This window comes from Oceanobacillus phoenicis, from assembly GCF_047238145.1.
GTDB lineage: Bacteria > Bacillota > Bacilli > Bacillales > Amphibacillaceae > Oceanobacillus.
In genome coordinates, this window is record NZ_JBDFME010000001.1 from 3,042,126 (window position 1) to 3,061,263 (window position 19,138).

Sequence of the window (19,138 nt, forward strand, 5' to 3'; positions counted from 1 at the left end):
TCTCCCCTGGGAGGATTTTTTATGCAGTCGATATGTGGACCATAATTGTAAAAAACGTGAAAAATCCTTTTACAACAAGCTATACCATTTTATTAAATTCTTTTTTTAATCGCCGTATTATTTTTTTCTCTAAACGAGATATATAAGACTGAGAAATTCCTAACATGTCAGCTACATCTTTTTGTGTTTTTTCTTCTTCCCCTATGAGTCCAAAGCGCAGTTCCATTATTTGTTTTTCTCTTGCATTAAGCTTTTCTAATGCGGTTTTTAATAATGTTTTATCAACAGTGGATTCCAAATTTTTCGTGATTATGTCTTCTTCCGTCCCCATTACATCTGATAATAGTAACTCATTTCCATCCCAATCAATATTTAATGGTTCATCAAAAGAAACTTCTGATTTCAGCTTATTGTTTCGACGTAAGTACATTAATATCTCATTTTCTATACAACGAGATGCATACGTAGCAAGTTTAATTTTTTTCTCTGGGTTAAATGTATTCACTGCTTTAATTAATCCAATCGTACCAATACTGATTAAATCCTCAATATTTATACCGGTATTTTCGAATTTCCTTGCAATATAAACGACTAATCGTAAGTTTCGCTCGATTAACATCGCCCTAGCTGCCTTGTCTCCTTTAGGTAAACGGATTAACAGTTCTTGTTCCTCTTGTTTGGAAAGAGGCGGTGGTAGTGCTTCACTTCCTCCTATATAATAAATTTCAGTTGACTTTAACCCTAATTTAATTAACAGCTGATACCAACGCAATTTTAGTTTAACTTTCCAAACGCGCACAACCTTCACTCCTTTATGCTGAATGTATAATTGACTGTTTCATAATTTGTGGATGTAATAAGCAGTGATAGCTATTATCTCGTACTAAATTTCCAAATTGAATTCCTATGATCACATTTGTAGCAAGTAATTGTTGATCATTATAATTAACTATCACTCTTTCTGGACGAATACCAATCATTATTGAACTTCCACCATCTACACCTTGATAAGGAATAATTTGTATCTTATCCTGCCAACGTTTTGGAATTTCATCCATTTCTAAATTATTTTTTGCATTTTCTAATTGAATCCATTCATCTTCTGTGAACCATTCTCTTAAAAACGTTCGATCACAAATAATAACTGGTCGTTTTGTAAGCGGATCTACTAATTGGTTTCCACTATCAATGTAACCGGTCGTTTGTCGTACTTTTTGATTTAGAGTTAAAGAAACTTCACACATTTGATCATACTTAATTTGTTCTCCAACATGCTCGTCCATACGCCTCTTTGTGAAGTACCAGATAATTGGAAATCCTATTAATATAAATAACCAGCTAATCGGGTCCCCAAATCCTTTGTTGAAGGTAATCATACCATTTGCTGTCATAGAAACAGGACTTGATAGCATAAAATGTATAGCTGTTAATCCTCCACCAATAGCAAATGATACAAAATAAAACAATAAACATAATTTCAATGTCTGATATGTACCTTTCCATCCAAAGGCACTAAAAATAATCAATACGGAATAAAGGAGCTTGCCAACAGCTCCATTAATAAAAGACTCAGGATAAAAAATGGTTATTGGTACAATTAAAGATGCTATAAATGCTCCAAATAGAAGCCGCAACATTCTTATAGAATCTCTTGCAAGTAGTTTTACTAACATGAGTAACATGAGATCAATCAAAAAATTTAGCATCCAGACAGCATCGAGGTAAATAGTCAATACTTCTCTTCCTTCCCTGATGCAAATGGTGGTGTATGAAAAACATAGATAAAGTAATGAAATGGAATTACTGAAAAGTATAGATGACGAGCTAAGCAAAGTCTGTCACTTCTTGTATGCATAAATATGCTAATTTACACTTTTTATACCTAATTCTGTCAATGGGGATCAAAGCTAGTTAAGACAATTTGAAGTAAGTTCTATAAATACTATAAATAAATTAACGTAATTCTTATAAAGAATCTGTCGAAAGTTCGTTTATTCATATTCATAGATTGTGAGAAAATCGTATCCAATTGAGTATATTTCATAATAGGATATTTTGTATAAAAACCTAAAGTTCGCTGTTTTGATTTTCATTATAGAAAGAAGTAATCTTTCAAATTGGTTCTAAGTCAAATGTTGGGGGATGAGACAAAAGTATTTAATAAAAAGAGAAATCCGAATGAATGGGTATTGATACTGTGCTTATCCTAAGGCGGCTGATGAGCCTCCGGTTGCTCATGCATCTGGGGTCTCAGCCAGGCCTTCCTCCCACAGGACAAGGAAGACTTCGACAGCATTGCATCGCACGCCGAAAATTGATTCTTATTTTCAAGGAGTATTCGTATATTTCTTACGCTTATTTTACCTATCATCCGTCTTTTGACCAAAATTTTTCGTTATGCATCCTTTTTTTGTATTTAAACCACTTTGTTTTTATATTGATGGTGTAACAGTATCCTTGATCGAAAGCCATCGAATCGTTTAAATTCACTGTTATGTTAGAATTCAATTGCACGCATCTCCTTTTTGTTTGGTTTAGTGGTTTAAAAAATGATAACAAAAATAGGAGATTGTGTGTTTTTTATTAATTAAATTTTTCCTTTGCTCCAACAATTATTTTAGAGCCACAAATTAATTTCACAAAAAAATCCAGCTATTTAAATAGCTGGATTTCTTGATTCGGCATAACTGCCTTTTTATTTACATTCTATCGATTTCTATTACGATTTCTTAAGAATGTTGGAATGTCCAACTCTTCCTCATCCTGTCGTGGACGAGATTGAGTCTGTGGCTGCTGAGGGTGTTGTTGTGATTCTCTTGTACTTGCAGCTTCATTCATTTCTTTAGCAGCAGTTTGTTGTGACTGCCCTATGTTTGTGCGTTGTTGTTTCTGTCTAGTATCTACTTTTTTAGCATTTTCATCAAATCCAGTAGCAATAACAGTGACAACAATTTCGTCGTTTAAGTTTTCGTTAATTACTGAACCAAAGATAACATTTACTTCTTGATCAGCAGCAGAAGTTACCAGGTCAGCAGCTTCTTGAACTTCATATAAGCTTAAGTTTGTACCACCTGTTATATTCATAAGAATTCCATGCGCACCATCAATAGATGTTTCTAGTAGTGGAGAAGAAATAGCCTTCTTCGCTGCTTCTGTTGCTCTTGTTTCTCCTGTAGCAATACCAATTCCCATTAAAGCAGAGCCTTTATCGTACATGATTGTTTTCACGTCAGCAAAGTCAACATTAATGAGACCTGGTTTTGCAATTAAATCAGAAATACCTTGTACACCTTGACGTAGTACATTATCTGCTTCTCGGAATGCTTCAAGCATCGGTGTGTTCTTATCAACAATCTCAAGTAAACGATCGTTAGGAATGACGATTAGTGTATCTACAGCTCCTTTTAACGTATCTATACCAGAGACTGCTTGCGTAGAACGTCTTCTTCCTTCAAAGCTAAACGGACGAGTAACAACACCAACCGTTAATGCACCTATATCTTTAGCTACTTGTGCAATGACAGGGGCAGCTCCCGTTCCAGTTCCACCACCCATTCCAGCAGTAACAAATACCATATCCGCACCTTTAAGTACTTCCTCCAACTGTTCTTTACTTTCTTCGGCAGCTTTTTTACCTACTTCTGGATTTGCTCCAGCACCCAATCCTCTTGTTAGCTTACCTCCAATTTGAATTTTGGATTCAGCTTTCGACAAGTTTAATGCTTGTGCATCTGTATTAACAGCAATAAATTCAACACCTTCCACACCATGCTCAATCATTCGGTTTACAGCGTTATTGCCGCCCCCACCTACTCCTATTACTTTAATCGTAGCGAGTTCTTCCATATTTGTATCAAAATCTAACATAAGTACGTTCCTCCTAATATCCAGATTACATGTTAAACGAAACAATTTGTAACTTTACAATCTATTAGTCAAAGAAATATTTAAATAGATTTGCAAAGCCTGATTCTTTCTTTTTACTTTCGTTTTTTTCTTTTTTCTCTTTTGGTGGTTTTGTTTGTTTTTTAGGTTTTTGTGGACTAGCTACATCCAAGACAACTGATGGATATAAATCTTTACCTTGTATCTTCGCATTACGATAAGCAAATTGAAGAATTCCAATTCCCGAAGTAAATTGCGGTTCTCTCACTCCAATATAATCAGGAATCGCAACACGTACATTTGAGTAAAACAAATCCTGTGCTAGCTCTAGACTTCCAGGCATTGCAATTGTTCCACCGGTTAATACATACCCGCCTGGAAGTTCTCTATAACCCATTTTACGAATTTCTCTTTCGACATAAGCATAGATTTCTTCTAGTCGCGCTTCAATCATATCTGCTATCTGTAATTGGTTAAATACCTGTCTTTGATTACTGCCGATTGTTGAAACTTCAAATGTTTCATCTTCTTGAGCATCATCATAAAATGCATGTCCATAATTCATCTTAATATCTTCTGCCTCTTCTGTAGAGGTTCGTAGACCAATCGAAAGGTCTTTCGTAATGTTATCTCCACCAAGACTGATTACACTTGACGCAACTAAATGATCATTTTCAAAAACAGATACAGTCGTACATCCTCCACCTATATCAATTAAAGCTGCTCCCATATTCATCTCATCTTTTGACAGTGCTATTGTACCAGCTGCTAAAGGCTGAAGACAAATATCAGATACCTCTAGATTAGCACGCTCCACACACTTTAATATATTATGTAGAACTGTCTTAGAACAAGTAATAATGGTACCTTCCATTTCAAGACGAACACCAATCATTCCTCGTGGATCTGTTATTTCATCCAATCCATCTACAATAAATTGTCGTGGTATGACATCAATTATTTCGCGTTCTGGTGGTATAGAAATAACTTGTGCTCCATCAATGACCCTTGTAACATCTTCATCTCCAATTTCACGATTCTCACTTTGCACCGCAACTACACCATGACAAGGCTGAAGTTGAATGTGACTTCCATTAATACCTACAACCACTCGTTCAATATGCATACCAACCATACGTTCTGCTTGTTCTACAGCATTTCGAATCGAATGTACAGTTTGATCGATGTCAACAATTGCGCCTTTTTTCATGCCATTTGACTTTGCTGTTCCTACTCCAATAATATTTAGAGAATCTGATTGTACTTCTCCAATAATTACTTTAATCATTGTCGTTCCAATATCTAGGCTTACTAAAATCTCACTATTATCCAATTAAAGGCACCTCCTGCAGAAACATTCTCTATGTTTCTTAAAACTACGTTATCCATTCATTGTAGATTCTACTATTTTAAAAGATTTCAATGAAAAATAAAATATATATAGGTTATTCAACACAAATAGGTCATAACCCTTCTTCATTTACCAAAAAAATGGTACATAATATAGTTTTCGTAGATAAAAACAATTATGTGACTTTATTTTGATGTTAATCCTCTTCGGCTCCACCTTCTGAATCATTATCTGATGTTTCATCCACTTCTAGTTCAGTAACATCTTCATTATCATGGTACGATTCAAAATAAACACCAACACCTATATGAATAACTCCCTCATCTTCTGGTTCTAATTGTGAGACAATGGAAGGATATACAGAAATTTTATTGCTTATCTCACTTAGCGATCCTAATACGGTATATCCATCATTCATATATAGCATAATTTTATTGATATCTTCGTCGGTTTCGACCCAATGAATTTCAGAAATCAGACTCATAATACTCTGAGGGACATTTTTCATCTCAGTTGCTAATTGCTTTAACTGTTCTTCATTAAATCCATGTATGAAGGGTGCATTACCAGTAAAATCTTGATTATTACCAGACAATACCTCACCATTTCCTAATACAGGAACAAAATCTGAGTCTACATTAATATAACCAATAACTGGTTGCTCCTCTACCTCCATCGTCACTGTAGAGGGGAAATTTCTGTTTACTTGGATGTTTTTAATGACTGGATCTTTCGCAATAGCTTGTTCAATAGAATTCGTATTAATTGTCCATATATTCGTATCGGTTGTCAGCTCACTATATTCAATAATTTTTTCTTCATTTAGAAATGTATTTCCATTTACTTCAATCGTCCGAATATGACTTAATGGAGATTGTAAGTAAACAACAACAGCTATTAGAAGAAAAAAGATAGATAGATAGAATATAAGACGCCTATTCGCTTTCTTTTTTCTTGCTTGTTTCAATTTTGGAATACGATCCTCAATTGAAACTACATTTTTGTCACTCATCTCCATTTCTTCCTTTAACAACATTTTTAAATATAAAAATGGTAGGTTATGTGCCATTTCTTCTATTTACAGAAATTATATCACAAAACCTACCATTAGATGTAGTGTACATCACATAGAATATGAAGTTTTTCTATAATACCTACTTTTGACGGGTTATTTACTTTCCATACTTTTGGAATACTTACTTATATTCAATAGAATCCCTACCGAACAAAGTGTTAACGTAAGGGAGGAACCACCATAACTCAAGAAAGGTAAAGTTATACCGGTTACTGGAATTAAGCCTATAACTACACTTATATTAATCATGGCTTGTAGTGCTAACATAGAAGAGATTCCCACTGCTAGTAATCGGCTAAATAAATCCGGAGCCTCAAGCGATATTTTAATTCCTCTCCAAAGTAGCAGGAAAAACAATATAATTATCATTGATCCCCCAATAAATCCTAATTCTTCACCAATTATTGCAAATATAAAGTCCGTCTGCGGCTCAGGTAAATAAAAATATTTTTGCAAGCTATTTCCTAAACCTAACCCCATCAATCCTCCGGGGCCGATAGCATATAAAGATTGTATAATTTGAAATCCATGACCTAATGGATCTTCCCAAGGATTTAAAAAGGCAGTAATCCGATTAATTCGGTACGGTGCAGAAGCAATTAAACCTATGAAGCCAATCACACCAATTCCTGCTAACCCGAAAAAATGACTTAACTTAGCACCAGCTACAAACAACATAATCATGCAAGTCAATACAAGAACCATACCTGTACCTAAATCTGGTTGTAGCATAATTAATCCAAACGCAGTAAAAATTAATAATAAACATGGTAAGAAACCCTTTTTCAATGAAGTAATATACTTTTGATACTCTGATAGTAAAGATGCTAAGAATATAATCAGGCCTAGTTTCATAAATTCAGAAGGCTGAATACTAAATGCCCCTATACCAATCCAACTTTGCGCACCACCACGGACCATCCCTACCCCCGGGATTAATACAAGCAATAATAGTACGAAACAAATAAATAAAATCATTTTTGCGTATTTTTTCCACGTGAAATATGGAATAAACATAAAAAATATCATTGCAGCAACACCCGCACCAGCGAATAAAGCTTGTCGCTTTAAATAATAAAAGGCATCGTTGAATTTATACTCTGACCATATATAAGAAGAACTAAAGACCATTACAATTCCAGCTATAAGTAGTATCGATAAAATAATTAATAATATATAATCTGGCTTTTGCTGCTCTTTTAGTTTATTCAACAAAGAAAAACACCCCTAATCTTTACTTAAGAATAAGGGGTGTAACATTGAGTCGGAAGTATTCATGTGTACAAGCCCCTTACTTCAGTCTATGCACGGCTTGTATAAACATGTCTCCTCTTTCTTCAAAAGTTTTGTACTGATCCCAACTTGCACAAGCTGGAGATAACAATAAGGTATCCTGTTCATCCGTTAAAGGAAATGCTACTTCTACAGCATGTTGAACATCGACAGCCTTCTCAATCAATGGTACGTTTGCAGCAACACCAGCATCTTTGAGCTTACTTGCTGTTTCTCCAAATACGACCATCGCTTTCACATGATGTAAATAAGGAATTAATTCTTCAAATGTATTTCCTCTATCTAATCCCCCGGCTAATAAAACAACATTCTTGTTAAAAGCTGCTAATGCTTTTTTCGTAGCTAATATATTCGTTGCTTTTGAGTCATTATAAATATAGCGTCCATTTATTACGCCAACAAACTCTAAACGATGTTTTACTCCTGAAAATGTTGTTAACACTTGATAAATTCCTTCATTTGAAGCACCATTTAATTTTGCAGTAGCAATTGCAGCTAGTATGTTTTCCATATTATGTTTACCTACGAGTACAATCTCTCGAATAGCTATGATTTTTTCATCCTTAAAGTACATAAAATCATCATCCATCCACGCGCCATCTTTCAATGGTTGTGAACTAGAAAACGGTACCTTAGTCGCCTTTGCTGTTTTAACTACTGCGGAAACATTTGCATCATCCGCATTATAAATTAAATAATCATGTTTAGATTGATTTTTAAATATATTACATTTTGCTTGAACATAATTATCAAAAGATCCATGGTAATCTAAATGTGCTTCGAATAAATTTAAAAGGACAGCAGTTGAAAATTGTAATTGATTGGTCCCCTGTAATTGAAAAGAAGATAATTCCATAACCATTTTTTCATTAGGTTGTAACGAAGCAGCAACTTCTGTTGCAACTACGCCAATATTTCCTGCAACCTTTACAGGAACATCACTTTGGTTAAGCATTTTTGTAATTAATGTTGTCGTTGTTGTTTTTCCATTTGATCCAGTAATCCCAATTACAGGTTGTTTTGTTAAGTAATGAACTAGTTCAACCTCAGATATCACTGGTATCCCTCGCCGCTCGGCTTCTTCTACAATTACATTATCATAACGAATACCCGGATTTTTCACGATAAGATCTTTCTCATCAAGCACAGAAAGTGGATGTGATCCTAATACTAATTCAGCTCCCATCGTTTGTAATTTCTGTACGGATGAATCTTCTAATGAAGCCATTCCATCATTAATTGTAACTTGAATTTGATTTTCTAATAAGACAGTTGCTGCTGCTGTACCGCTTTTAGCTAATCCTAATACAAGTACATGTTGATAAGGGAAATTTCTAAGTACATTCATTACATTCCCACCTCAATATATACACCGAGCATGGCGAACAATAAACCAACTAACCAAAATGTGGTTACTACACGCCATTCTGACCAACCTAATAATTCATAATGGTGATGTAATGGGCTCATTTTGAATACACGCTTACCTGTAGTTTTAAATGAGATAACTTGAATGATAACAGACAATGTTTCTATGACAAATACTCCACCTATAATTATTAGTAAAATTTCTAATTTCAATAAGATCGAAATTGCAGCAATTGCACCACCAAGAGCAAGTGAGCCTGTATCACCCATAAATACTTTTGCTGGATGTGCATTAAAAACTAGAAACCCTAGCAATGCACCAACTACTGCTAGAGAAAACACCGCTACTACATGATCAGGTGTTCCATACCAAGCAATGATAGCAAATGCACCAAATGCGATTGCGGCAGTTCCAGCTAATAAACCATCTAATCCATCTGTTAAGTTTACTGCATTGGAAGCTCCGACCATCATAAATATAACTAATACAGCGTAAAACCAACCAATATCAAATTGTAGCTCAGTTCCTGGTACATAGATGACTGTCGAAAATCCTTGATTTCTTAAAATAAAATAAAAGACGAGTGCAATTACTATTTGACCAAATAATTTTTGTTTAGATGTAAGTCCAAGATTTCTTTTCATTGCAACTTTTATAAAATCATCTAAGAAGCCTAATAATCCGTATCCAAATAAAACAAAAATTAATAACCATATTTGGTAACTAATTCCTCCATCCATTCTACTAGCCATTATAAGTGAAGTGATAATGATACTAAATATAATCATCAGCCCACCCATCGTAGGTGTTCCTGTCTTTTTCTGATGTGACTGTGGTCCTTCTTCTCTAATGCTTTGTCCAAAATTTAATCTTCTTAAAAATGGTATAAAAATAGGAGATAGAAGAACGGTAATGAGAAATGCTACAACTATTGTAATTAATAATCCAGTTAAGTCCACTTCATTTCCTCCTCACGTATTAAACCGTCCAACTAAGTAACTAGATGTTCGATTACTGCTTTAATTCTTCAATAAAGTTTTCAAATTTCATTCCTCGTGATGCTTTAAATAATATTAATGTTTGATTATTTAAATGCTTACGTAACAATGGAACGACATCTTCTCTTTGTTTCATATAATGTACATTCATTTCAGGATGCTGGTTGACAATTTCATCATAAATATAAAAAGCTTGTTCTCCATAAGTATAAATTTCCGATACTCGGGAATCAATAACTTCGGCAACCGAACGATGATAGTGTTCGGAATATGTACCTAACTCCAATATATCACCCAATACTAATACTTTATTTTGAAAGCCTTCCATTTCTTTTACTACTTGTATGGATGCTTTCATGGAAGTTGCAGAGGCATTATATGCATCATTTATGATATGAACACCATTTTTCCCATTTTTTAGTTCAAAGCGCATCCCTGTAACCTCAAGCTTATTAAAAGCTTCTTGCATCTTTTCTTGTGAAATATTCAGTGCTTCTCCGATAGAAGTAGCAAATGCTGCATTCTTTGCATGATGTTTACCAAGTAAACGAACTTGATAAGATACATCTGCGATTTCAAATGAAGTATGATCAGGATGTACTTTTACATTTGAAACATAAATATCACTTTCTTTAGTAAAACCAATTCCCGTTATTTGGGATTGATCGATAAGTATATTTTCTTTAGCTAATAATGGCTCATCATTATCAATAAATAAACTACCGTTTGACTTCATTCCTTCAATTATTTCCAATTTTGCTTTTGCAATACCTTGACGAGAACCTAAATTTTCAATATGGGATTCGCCGATATTCGTAATAGCCGTGTAATCTGGCTCTGCGATTTCACTTAACAACTTAATTTCACCAAACTGACTCATACCCATCTCAAGAACAAGCACCTCCGTACCCGGTTGCATCGATAAAATGGTAAGCGGCAATCCAATGTGGTTATTTAAATTACCTTGTGTAGCTGCTGTTTTATAACTTGTTTTTACCACTGCTGTAACCAAATCTTTGGTTGTTGTCTTACCATTTGATCCAGTAACTCCTATAACGATAGGATTGACATGTTGACGATAGGTTTTAGCTAGTTGTTGAATAGCTGTAATCGTATCATCCACGAAAAATACGGGGAAAGAATCGTCCCAATCATCTGGCAAATCAATGGACTTATCCCATAATGCTGCGACAGCACCATTTTTAATTGCGTCAAAAATAAAATTATGCCCATCAAATCTTTCACCGACAATAGGGATATATAGGGCGTTTGAACTTGGTTGTCTCGTATCACGAGTTACTTCCTCAATAGAAATAGTTGTATTTATTTTCCCCTGATGTTTAGGAAATAATTCTGCCAACCACTGTGCTGTGAATAACAAGATGTTTACACCCCTTTCTGCTTTATTGCATTTCTAGCCACTTCTCTATCATCGAAATCATATTTTGTATGACCAACAATTTGATATGTCTCATGACCTTTTCCAGCTATTAAAACAATATCATCTTTTTGGGCAGATTGAATGGCTTTAGCAATTCCTTCTCTACGATCTACTACCACCTCATAACTACCACTTGTTGCATCAAGTTCAGCAGTCATATCATCTAAGATCGCTTGAGGATCTTCTGTACGAGGATTATCAGAAGTGAATATCGCATGATCCGCATAATTTAGAGCTACTTCTGCCATCAATGGTCTTTTTTTACGATCGCGATCTCCACCACATCCAACGACCACATATACATTTCGTTTAGCAAAGTCCTTTATTGTCTGTAGAACATTTTCTAAAGAATCTGGCGTATGTGCAAAGTCAACAATTACAGAATACTCTTGTCCTTCTACAATTGGTTCAAACCTTCCATTGACTCCTTCAATTGATTCTAATGCTTGTTGAATTACGTTTAATGGTACCTTCGATACGATAGCTGCCGCACTTGCTGCTAACATATTATAAACATTAAACATTCCCATTAATCGACTTTGTATCGTAATATCACCTAGAGGGGAATGTAAATTAAAACGAATACCAGATGCCGTAAGTTCAATATCTTTAGCCATGATAGTTGCCTCTTTTTTACAGCTATACGTTATTACATGCTGTGCTGTACTTCGTTTTAATAAATGGTTTGATGAATCATCATCATTAATAATTGCATATTTTTGCTTTTCACCATCATAACTATTTCCAAGTTGAGCAAATAACAAACTCTTCGCACGTAGATAATCCTGAATATCTTGATGATAGTCTAAATGGTCTTGTGATAAATTGGTAAATACTGCAATATCATAATCACAACCATATACTCTTCCCATATCTAGGGCATGAGAGGAAACTTCCATGATACCTTGTTTTACATTTTTTTCACGCATCATATGAAACGTTTTTTGTAGTTCAAGTGCGTTTGGAGTTGTATTTACAATAGGGAACGTTTCTTCGCCAATCTTCACTTGAATGGTCCCAATTACTCCGGCTTTTTTTTGATGATACTCAAAAATCTTGTCTAACAAATAAGTAACAGTTGTTTTTCCGTTTGTTCCGGTAACACCAATAAGCGGGAAATGTTTTGTTGGATAATCATAAAACTTCACCGCAAGCATCGCAAGCGCACGGTTTGTATCCTCTACTTGAATAATTGGAACCTCATAATCCTTCGTTAAAGGTTTACTAGTAAAAACTGCAGATGCACCTTGTTTCACCGCTTGATCTACATAGTCATGACCATCCACAGTAAAACCTGTAATACATACAAATGCATTTCCACTAGTTACTTTTCTCGAATCCATTTCTAGTGAAGTGATTTCACAATTCTCCACTTCACCATTCACTTTATAAAATGTAAGACATTCTAGTAATTTTTTTAATTCCATCATATACACCTTTTTTCTAATTAATACTATTTAGGTATTTTCTGTTTTTTAATAGTGAGAGGGTAAAACCACACCTTCTCTCGTATTCCGATTGACCTTCCTATTATAGCAAATTTTTTCTTGTTTAACGATGATTTTCATTATTCATTTTCATCACTTAAATAGATTCTTACAGTAGAGCCAGATTCTAACATGGTACCTGGTTTCGGAGATTGTTCTATAATCTTATCTCCCTCTCCGCTAGTCACAATACTTAAATCTATAAGATATTCTGGTAATTTTTGTTTAGACTCACCAACTAAATCTGGGACTTCTATTTTCGGTTGATCTGGCCACGAATATTCTTTTGCTAACCCATCTGTACGTGGCTCAACTTCCATTGCCCTTAAGCTATCGCCAATAATTGTTCCTACAATTGGAGCAGCCACAACGCCTCCAAATTGAACAGTGTTTTTTGGATTATCAACCGCTACATAAACTACAATTTCAGGGTCATCTGCAGGGGCGAATCCAATAAATGAGACAATATAGTTGTTTTCCATATAACCTCCACTTGGGCCAACCTTTTGAGCTGTACCAGTTTTCCCACCTACTCGATATCCGTCAACATACGCAGGACGTCCTGTTCCTTGTGCTACCACACTCTCCAATGCAAATCTAATTTCCTCTGATGTATCTTCTGAAATTACTCGATTTTGTAATTGTGGCTCAAACTTTTCCACAGTTTCTCCATTTACAGGATCTATCCATTCATCCGCAATATATGGCTTATATAAGTATCCGCCATTTACAGCAGCCGCCACCGCCATTACTTGTTGAATCGGTGTAACAGAAACACCCTGTCCAAAAGACGTAGTCGCTAACTCGACCGGTCCGACATTCTCAGGTTGAAATAATATCCCATTTCCTTCTCCCTGTAAGTCTATTCCTGTTTTCTTTCCAAATCCAAAAGCATCAATGTAAGAAAACAATTTTTCTGTTCCTAGTCTTTGTCCAAGATTAACAAATCCTGGGTTACATGAGTTTTGAACGACTTCTAAATAGCTTTGATCGCCATGTCCACCTTTTTTCCAACAATGAATCGTAGCTCCTCCAACTTTAATATCTCCATCATCGTGAAATCGATCTTCTTCTAAATTAACTGCTCCTTCTTCTAATGCTGCAGCCAATGTAATAATTTTAAATGTAGAACCCGGCTCGTAAGTGCTCCAAATTGGCAAATTTCTACCAAAGATAGAAGCATCTACATCCTGGTAGTTTTCCGGATCAAAATTTGGTCTCGATGACATTCCTAATATGCCACCTGTCTTTGGGTTCACAGCAATAGCTAAAGCTCCATCCGGGTTATATTTGATTGCTGCTTTATCGAGCTCTCTTTCTATTATTGTTTGTACTTTAGTATTAATAGTAGTTTGTAAATTCAATCCATCTACAGGAGGATTATATTCATCTGCTAAATCTTCTAATTTTCTTCCTTTAGCATCTGAGTAGAGTGATAGGCTACCGTTTTCTCCTTTTAACTTATCATCGTAGGACAATTCCAATCCCATTAATCCTTGATTATCAATACCGGTAAAACCAAGTACGTGAGATAAATCATCTCCATTTGGATAATATCGTTTAGAGTCCTTTGCTAAATAAACCCCGGATAAATCTAATTCCCGAATTGCTTTTTCTTGCTTATCTGTTATTTTAATACCTTCTGGACGGATCATCACACTCGATGTGTTTTTTGTGATTGTTTCTAATACGCGATCCTCAGGAACATCTAATATCTTTGCAAGTTGTGCGGCAGTTTGTTCTGGATTGATTATTTGTCTTGGCATTACGATCACTGTAGGGGCAGTAACATTTTCCGCTAAAACCTCCCCTTCAGAATCAAGAATATAACCACGCTCTGCCGCAAAAGTAATATCCCTTGTCCATAATTCATTTGCTTGTCCAGCTAGATCATCACCGAGGACAAATTGTACATAAGCTAAGCGACCAATAATAACCGCAATAATCAATGCACCAAAAAGAAAAACAGTGACTATTCTCTTCTTTATCGTTACAGTAGATACACGTTTCATAAGCCAACTCCTTCTTAGGCTACTTTGTATCCACTATATGAATAAAGAATTTTGAATAGAACACTGTTTGTCCTACAATCGTTTACTCAGATTCGCCATCTTCCGTTTCCTCTTCATTTTCACTTTCCTCTTCTGAAGCTTCTTCATCTTCATCGGTAGAGTTCGGCCCTTCTAATTCAACCCCTAGATAATCCCCAGCTTGCAATGGGTTACCAGCATCAATATTTTGAGTGGTAACATAGCCTGAACCAAAACTTTCCACTTGAAGATTTAATAGATTAGCTAACGTCATTACTTCACGAAGAGACCAACCTTTAACATCTGGCATTACAGGTTCATCTGTTATTAAAATAACTTTTTCATTCGGAAGAACAGATGCTCCGGCTTGAATACTGCTATCAATTATTGTAGAACCTTCCCCGATTACAACTGTATTTAATCCTTTTTCTGACATTTCATCTTTTACATCAGAGGTCGATTCATTAACAACTTCTGGCATCTCCACTTGATTTATGTCTGGAGCTTCATTCTTTTCAGGATTAATATCCATGTAATGCAAACTATTCTCTACTACATTTTTAAATATAAAAGAGAGTGGTGTTGAACCAGACTCATCTGGTTCTAGTTCTGGTTGTTGGATGGACACATAAACCATTAGTTGAGGGTCATCTATTGGCGCCATTCCTAAGAAAGAAAACACATAATTTTCTTTGCCTTGTAGATATCCACCGCCATCAGGATTTGGAATCTCTGCAGTACCGGTTTTACCCCCTACCATATAATCTTCTAATTGATATGGTTTTCCTGTTCCATGTTCACCATTAACTACAGATGACATTAATTCCTTCATCTGTTCAGCCGTCTCTCCAGATATAGGCTGACCTACATATTCTTGTTCTGTTTCTGAGATTGTATCTCCTGATGATGAATCTACTACTTTATCTACTACGTATGGTTTAACCATTTTCCCGTCATTAACAATTGCAGAAGCTGCTTTCATTTGCTGAATAGGGGTTACTGTTGAACTTTGTCCAAAAGCCGTTCTCAACTTATCTGACGGCCAATTATACGATATCTTTCCTACAGTTTCCCCAGGGAGATCAATTCCAGTTGGTTCTTCAAAACCAAATGCTTGTAGATATTCATAATATGATTCTGTATCTAATTTTTCCCATAATAATTTCGAAGCTGCTACATTCGAAGAACGTTCAAATCCCTCATCATAAGAAATCGTCCCCCAACCTTCGCCATTATTGTGATCGCCAATTGCTCTTATTTTCTCATTCGGCTGATAAGTTCCCGATTCAAATCCTTCAGAGCCATTATATACTCCTTCTTCTATTGCTGCTGCCCATGTGAATATTTTCATCGTAGAACCTGGCTCGAACGGAGTAGATATTGGATCATTGTACCAATTTTCTACATCAGTTGGATTATTCGGATCATAGCTTGGGCGAGAACTCATTGCAACAATTTCTCCCGATTTTGGATCCATAATAATCGCATTCATTTTAGTCGGATTATACTTCTCGTCTGCTTGTGTCATTACATCTTCTAGTAATGTTTGTATCTTTTGATCTATTGTTAAGTAAATATCGTCTCCATCTTCTGGTAACTGAATAACTTCACTTGGATCCAATAATTTTTTATTATAAATATCCCTTTGATAAGCAATATAACCATCTTTCCCACCTAAAATGTCGTTCATGACATCTTCCATTCCAGTAACTCCCGTTATGGTATGTTCAACACCTTCATCCGTTTCCTGTTCTTCTTCTCGTGCAAACCCGATAATATGGGATGCAAACATTCCATTAGGATAATAGCGCATTGGTTCTTCTTCAAATTTAATACCTGGAATATTCAAATCTTCAATTTCATCTTTCACTTGTTTGGAAATTTGTTTCCCTATCTGCCCAAACTCTACTTGAAATCGATTATTGTCTATTCCGTTTTGTAACGGAGCTTGTATCTCTTCATTCTCAACATCTAAAAGAGGAGCCAGTTTCTCAGCGGTTTCTTCTGCGTTTGAAACATGCAATGGCTCCTCGGCGTTTTCAGAATAAGCTTCATCTAGAATAGCATACATTCGATAAGTCGGGCGGTCATAGGCAAGGACCATACCATTCTTATCATAAATTTTCCCTCTCTCTGAATTCATGGTATAAGATGCGGTTCGTTGTTTTTCAGCCCATTCATCTAATGACACTCCACTTACTTCACCGGTCGCTTGAATATACATGAACCTTCCTGTAAGTATTACAAATAATGCTACAAAAATGATCATATATATACTAGACATAAAATGTGTCGTTCTATGTTTTTTCATCTTGTATTCCCCTTGCCTAGTTGTTGAACGATTGTACTTGTTTCACTTCTGCGTTTTGAATTTTTAGACCGTTCTCTTCAGCAATATTAATAATACGTTCAGGGCGGGATAACTCTTCTTTTTCAAAACTTAATCCTTCATTCGCAATCTTCTGTTGGTTTACACTTTGTTCGATTTGTTGCAATTCTCGATTTAAGGTATCCGTTGAAGAAGAAAACGAAACCATATAAACCGCAAAAGCGAGCATTAAAACACCTGCAAATGCATAGATCACTTTTTCACCTTTTGTGATCCATCTTGTTCGCTTAACTTTTTTAACAACGGTTTTCGGCTGAGTTTCCGGACGATACTGTGCATTTGTTTCCAATTTCGTTGCATGATTTACACTCATTATTTTCTCCACCCTTCTTCATACGTAAATTCATGATCCCATTCACTTACTTTTTCAATCACTCTTAACTTCGCAGAACGTGATCTCCTATTTTCATCTAATTCGGAAGTATCTGCTGTGATAGGTTTCCTTGTCACTAAATTAAATGGAGCTTTATGCGACTCAGGAACTATCGGTAAATGTCTAGGTGTAGGTTTATCTGTACTCCATTTTTTAAAAGCTTGCTTACATATTCGGTCTTCTAAAGAGTGGAAAGTTATAACAGCTATTCGGCCATTTATTGCCGTTAACCTAGCTGCTTGATGTAAGGCATTATTAAATACCTCTAACTCATCGTTTACCGCAATACGCAATGCTTGGAATATGCGTTTCGCAGGATGTCCCCCTTTTCTCCGGGCTGGTGCTGGTATGGCATCCTTTATTATTTCTACTAATTGATGTGTCGTTTTAATATCTTGTTGTTCGCGATAAGCTTCTATCTTTCTGGCGATTTGTTTAGAAAATTTCTCTTCCCCATAGGAAAAGAAAATAGAAACCAAACGTTCATATGGCCATTCATTGACAACTTCATAAGCGGTAAGATCTTGTGATTGATCCATTCGCATATCTAACAAAGCGTCATGATTATAACTGAAACCTCTTTCACCTCTATCCAATTGAGGCGAGGAAACACCTAAATCAAATAAAATACCATCTACTTGTTCAATTCCATGTTTTTTCAACTGTTCTTCTAATCCACGAAAGTTCGATTGCACAAATACAATCTTATCTGCATATGTAGATAATCTTTCTCTCGCAGCAGCTAATGCATCCTCATCTTGATCAAATGCGAATAGCTGACCATTCTCATTTAGTCTAGATGCAATCTCTAGAGAATGTCCCCCACCACCAGTTGTACAGTCAACATAAATTCCATCTGGCTTAATTGCTAATCCTTTAATCGATTCTTCTTTTAATACACTGTAATGCTCAAACATATCAACACCCACTTTAATTCTTATCTCTTTTACTGGAAATTTTAAATATCAAAGTCCATTAAGTTTTCCGCGATTTCCGCAAATGATTCTTCAGACTCCGCCACATAATCTTCCCATGCATCATTAGCCCAAAGTTCTACTCGATTAGATACACCGATAACATTGCATTCTTTTTCGATACCTGCATAGCTACGAAGATTTGCTGGAATATTTATTCTCCCCTGTTTATCTACTTCGCATTCAATGGCACCAGAGAAGAAAAATCGAGTAAAAGCTCGTGCATCTTTCTTTGTAAGTGGGAGTTGCTTTAACTTATCTTCTAAAATCTTCCATTCTTCCATAGGGTAGGCGAAAAGACATTTATCTAGTCCACGGGTGACTACAAAGCTATTTCCTAAATTATCACGGAACTTAGAGGGAACAATTATTCTTCCCTTTGTATCAATGCTATGAAGGAATTCACCCATAAACATATAGTCGCCCCCACTTTCATATTTTTTATATTACCACATTCCCCCACTATCCTCCAC

15 protein-coding genes are annotated in these 19,138 nt (G+C 35.5%); all 15 read right to left on the bottom strand.

Features of this window, described 5'->3' with window-relative positions:
- Nucleotides 1-79 precede the first annotated feature (79 nt).
- The gene (gene sigE, locus ABC346_RS15255) at nucleotides 80-799 is read right to left on the bottom strand and encodes an RNA polymerase sporulation sigma factor SigE (protein WP_413235655.1); all 720 of its coding nucleotides are present in this window, start codon (nucleotides 797-799) and stop codon (nucleotides 80-82) included.
- A 13-nt stretch (nucleotides 800-812) separates the two neighbouring features.
- On the bottom strand, nucleotides 813-1,733 hold the full coding sequence (gene spoIIGA / locus ABC346_RS15260) for a sigma-E processing peptidase SpoIIGA (protein ID WP_413235656.1): 921 nt from the start codon (nucleotides 1,731-1,733) through the stop codon (nucleotides 813-815).
- A 973-nt stretch (nucleotides 1,734-2,706) separates the two neighbouring features.
- The gene (gene ftsZ, locus ABC346_RS15265; RefSeq protein WP_413235657.1) at nucleotides 2,707-3,867 is read right to left on the bottom strand and encodes a cell division protein FtsZ; all 1,161 of its coding nucleotides are present in this window, start codon (nucleotides 3,865-3,867) and stop codon (nucleotides 2,707-2,709) included.
- A gap of 64 nt (nucleotides 3,868-3,931) precedes the next feature.
- The gene (gene ftsA / locus ABC346_RS15270; RefSeq protein WP_413235658.1) at nucleotides 3,932-5,218 is read right to left on the bottom strand and encodes a cell division protein FtsA; all 1,287 of its coding nucleotides are present in this window, start codon (nucleotides 5,216-5,218) and stop codon (nucleotides 3,932-3,934) included.
- Nucleotides 5,219-5,432: 214 nt separating this feature from the next.
- Complete coding sequence (locus tag ABC346_RS15275) at nucleotides 5,433-6,248, bottom strand: cell division protein FtsQ/DivIB (RefSeq protein WP_413235659.1); 816 nt, start codon at nucleotides 6,246-6,248, stop codon at nucleotides 5,433-5,435.
- Nucleotides 6,249-6,404: 156 nt separating this feature from the next.
- Nucleotides 6,405-7,526 (bottom strand): stage V sporulation protein E, encoded by a 1,122-nt coding sequence (gene spoVE / locus ABC346_RS15280; protein ID WP_413235660.1) that lies wholly within the window; start codon nucleotides 7,524-7,526, stop codon nucleotides 6,405-6,407.
- A 76-nt stretch (nucleotides 7,527-7,602) separates the two neighbouring features.
- Nucleotides 7,603-8,952 carry a UDP-N-acetylmuramoyl-L-alanine--D-glutamate ligase gene (gene murD / locus ABC346_RS15285; protein WP_413235661.1) on the bottom strand — a complete coding sequence of 450 codons (1,350 nt, stop codon included), beginning with the start codon at nucleotides 8,950-8,952 and terminating at the stop codon, nucleotides 7,603-7,605.
- Nucleotides 8,952-9,932 carry a phospho-N-acetylmuramoyl-pentapeptide-transferase gene (mraY, locus tag ABC346_RS15290; protein ID WP_413235662.1) on the bottom strand — a complete coding sequence of 327 codons (981 nt, stop codon included), beginning with the start codon at nucleotides 9,930-9,932 and terminating at the stop codon, nucleotides 8,952-8,954. The genes murD and mraY overlap by 1 nt, the downstream gene beginning before the upstream one ends.
- A 52-nt stretch (nucleotides 9,933-9,984) precedes the next feature.
- A complete protein-coding gene (locus tag ABC346_RS15295; protein ID WP_413235663.1) occupies nucleotides 9,985-11,352 on the bottom strand; it encodes a UDP-N-acetylmuramoyl-tripeptide--D-alanyl-D-alanine ligase in 1,368 nt (455 codons plus the stop codon).
- Between the two features lie 5 nt (nucleotides 11,353-11,357).
- Nucleotides 11,358-12,839 carry a UDP-N-acetylmuramoyl-L-alanyl-D-glutamate--2,6-diaminopimelate ligase gene (locus ABC346_RS15300; RefSeq protein WP_413235664.1) on the bottom strand — a complete coding sequence of 494 codons (1,482 nt, stop codon included), beginning with the start codon at nucleotides 12,837-12,839 and terminating at the stop codon, nucleotides 11,358-11,360.
- 140 nt (nucleotides 12,840-12,979) lie between these two features.
- Complete coding sequence (locus ABC346_RS15305; protein WP_413235665.1) at nucleotides 12,980-14,911, bottom strand: stage V sporulation protein D; 1,932 nt, start codon at nucleotides 14,909-14,911, stop codon at nucleotides 12,980-12,982.
- A gap of 82 nt (nucleotides 14,912-14,993) precedes the next feature.
- A complete protein-coding gene (locus ABC346_RS15310; protein WP_413235666.1) occupies nucleotides 14,994-17,240 on the bottom strand; it encodes a penicillin-binding protein in 2,247 nt (748 codons plus the stop codon).
- A 16-nt stretch (nucleotides 17,241-17,256) separates the two neighbouring features.
- Nucleotides 17,257-17,631: a cell division protein FtsL gene (ftsL, locus tag ABC346_RS15315; protein ID WP_413235667.1), complete on the bottom strand. Its 375-nt coding sequence runs from the start codon at nucleotides 17,629-17,631 to the stop codon at nucleotides 17,257-17,259.
- Nucleotides 17,631-18,608: a 16S rRNA (cytosine(1402)-N(4))-methyltransferase RsmH gene (gene rsmH, locus ABC346_RS15320; protein WP_413235668.1), complete on the bottom strand. Its 978-nt coding sequence runs from the start codon at nucleotides 18,606-18,608 to the stop codon at nucleotides 17,631-17,633. The genes ftsL and rsmH overlap by 1 nt, the downstream gene beginning before the upstream one ends.
- 41 nt (nucleotides 18,609-18,649) lie before the next feature.
- On the bottom strand, nucleotides 18,650-19,081 hold the full coding sequence (gene mraZ, locus ABC346_RS15325; RefSeq protein ID WP_413235669.1) for a division/cell wall cluster transcriptional repressor MraZ: 432 nt from the start codon (nucleotides 19,079-19,081) through the stop codon (nucleotides 18,650-18,652).
- Between the last annotated feature and the right edge of the window lie 57 nt (nucleotides 19,082-19,138).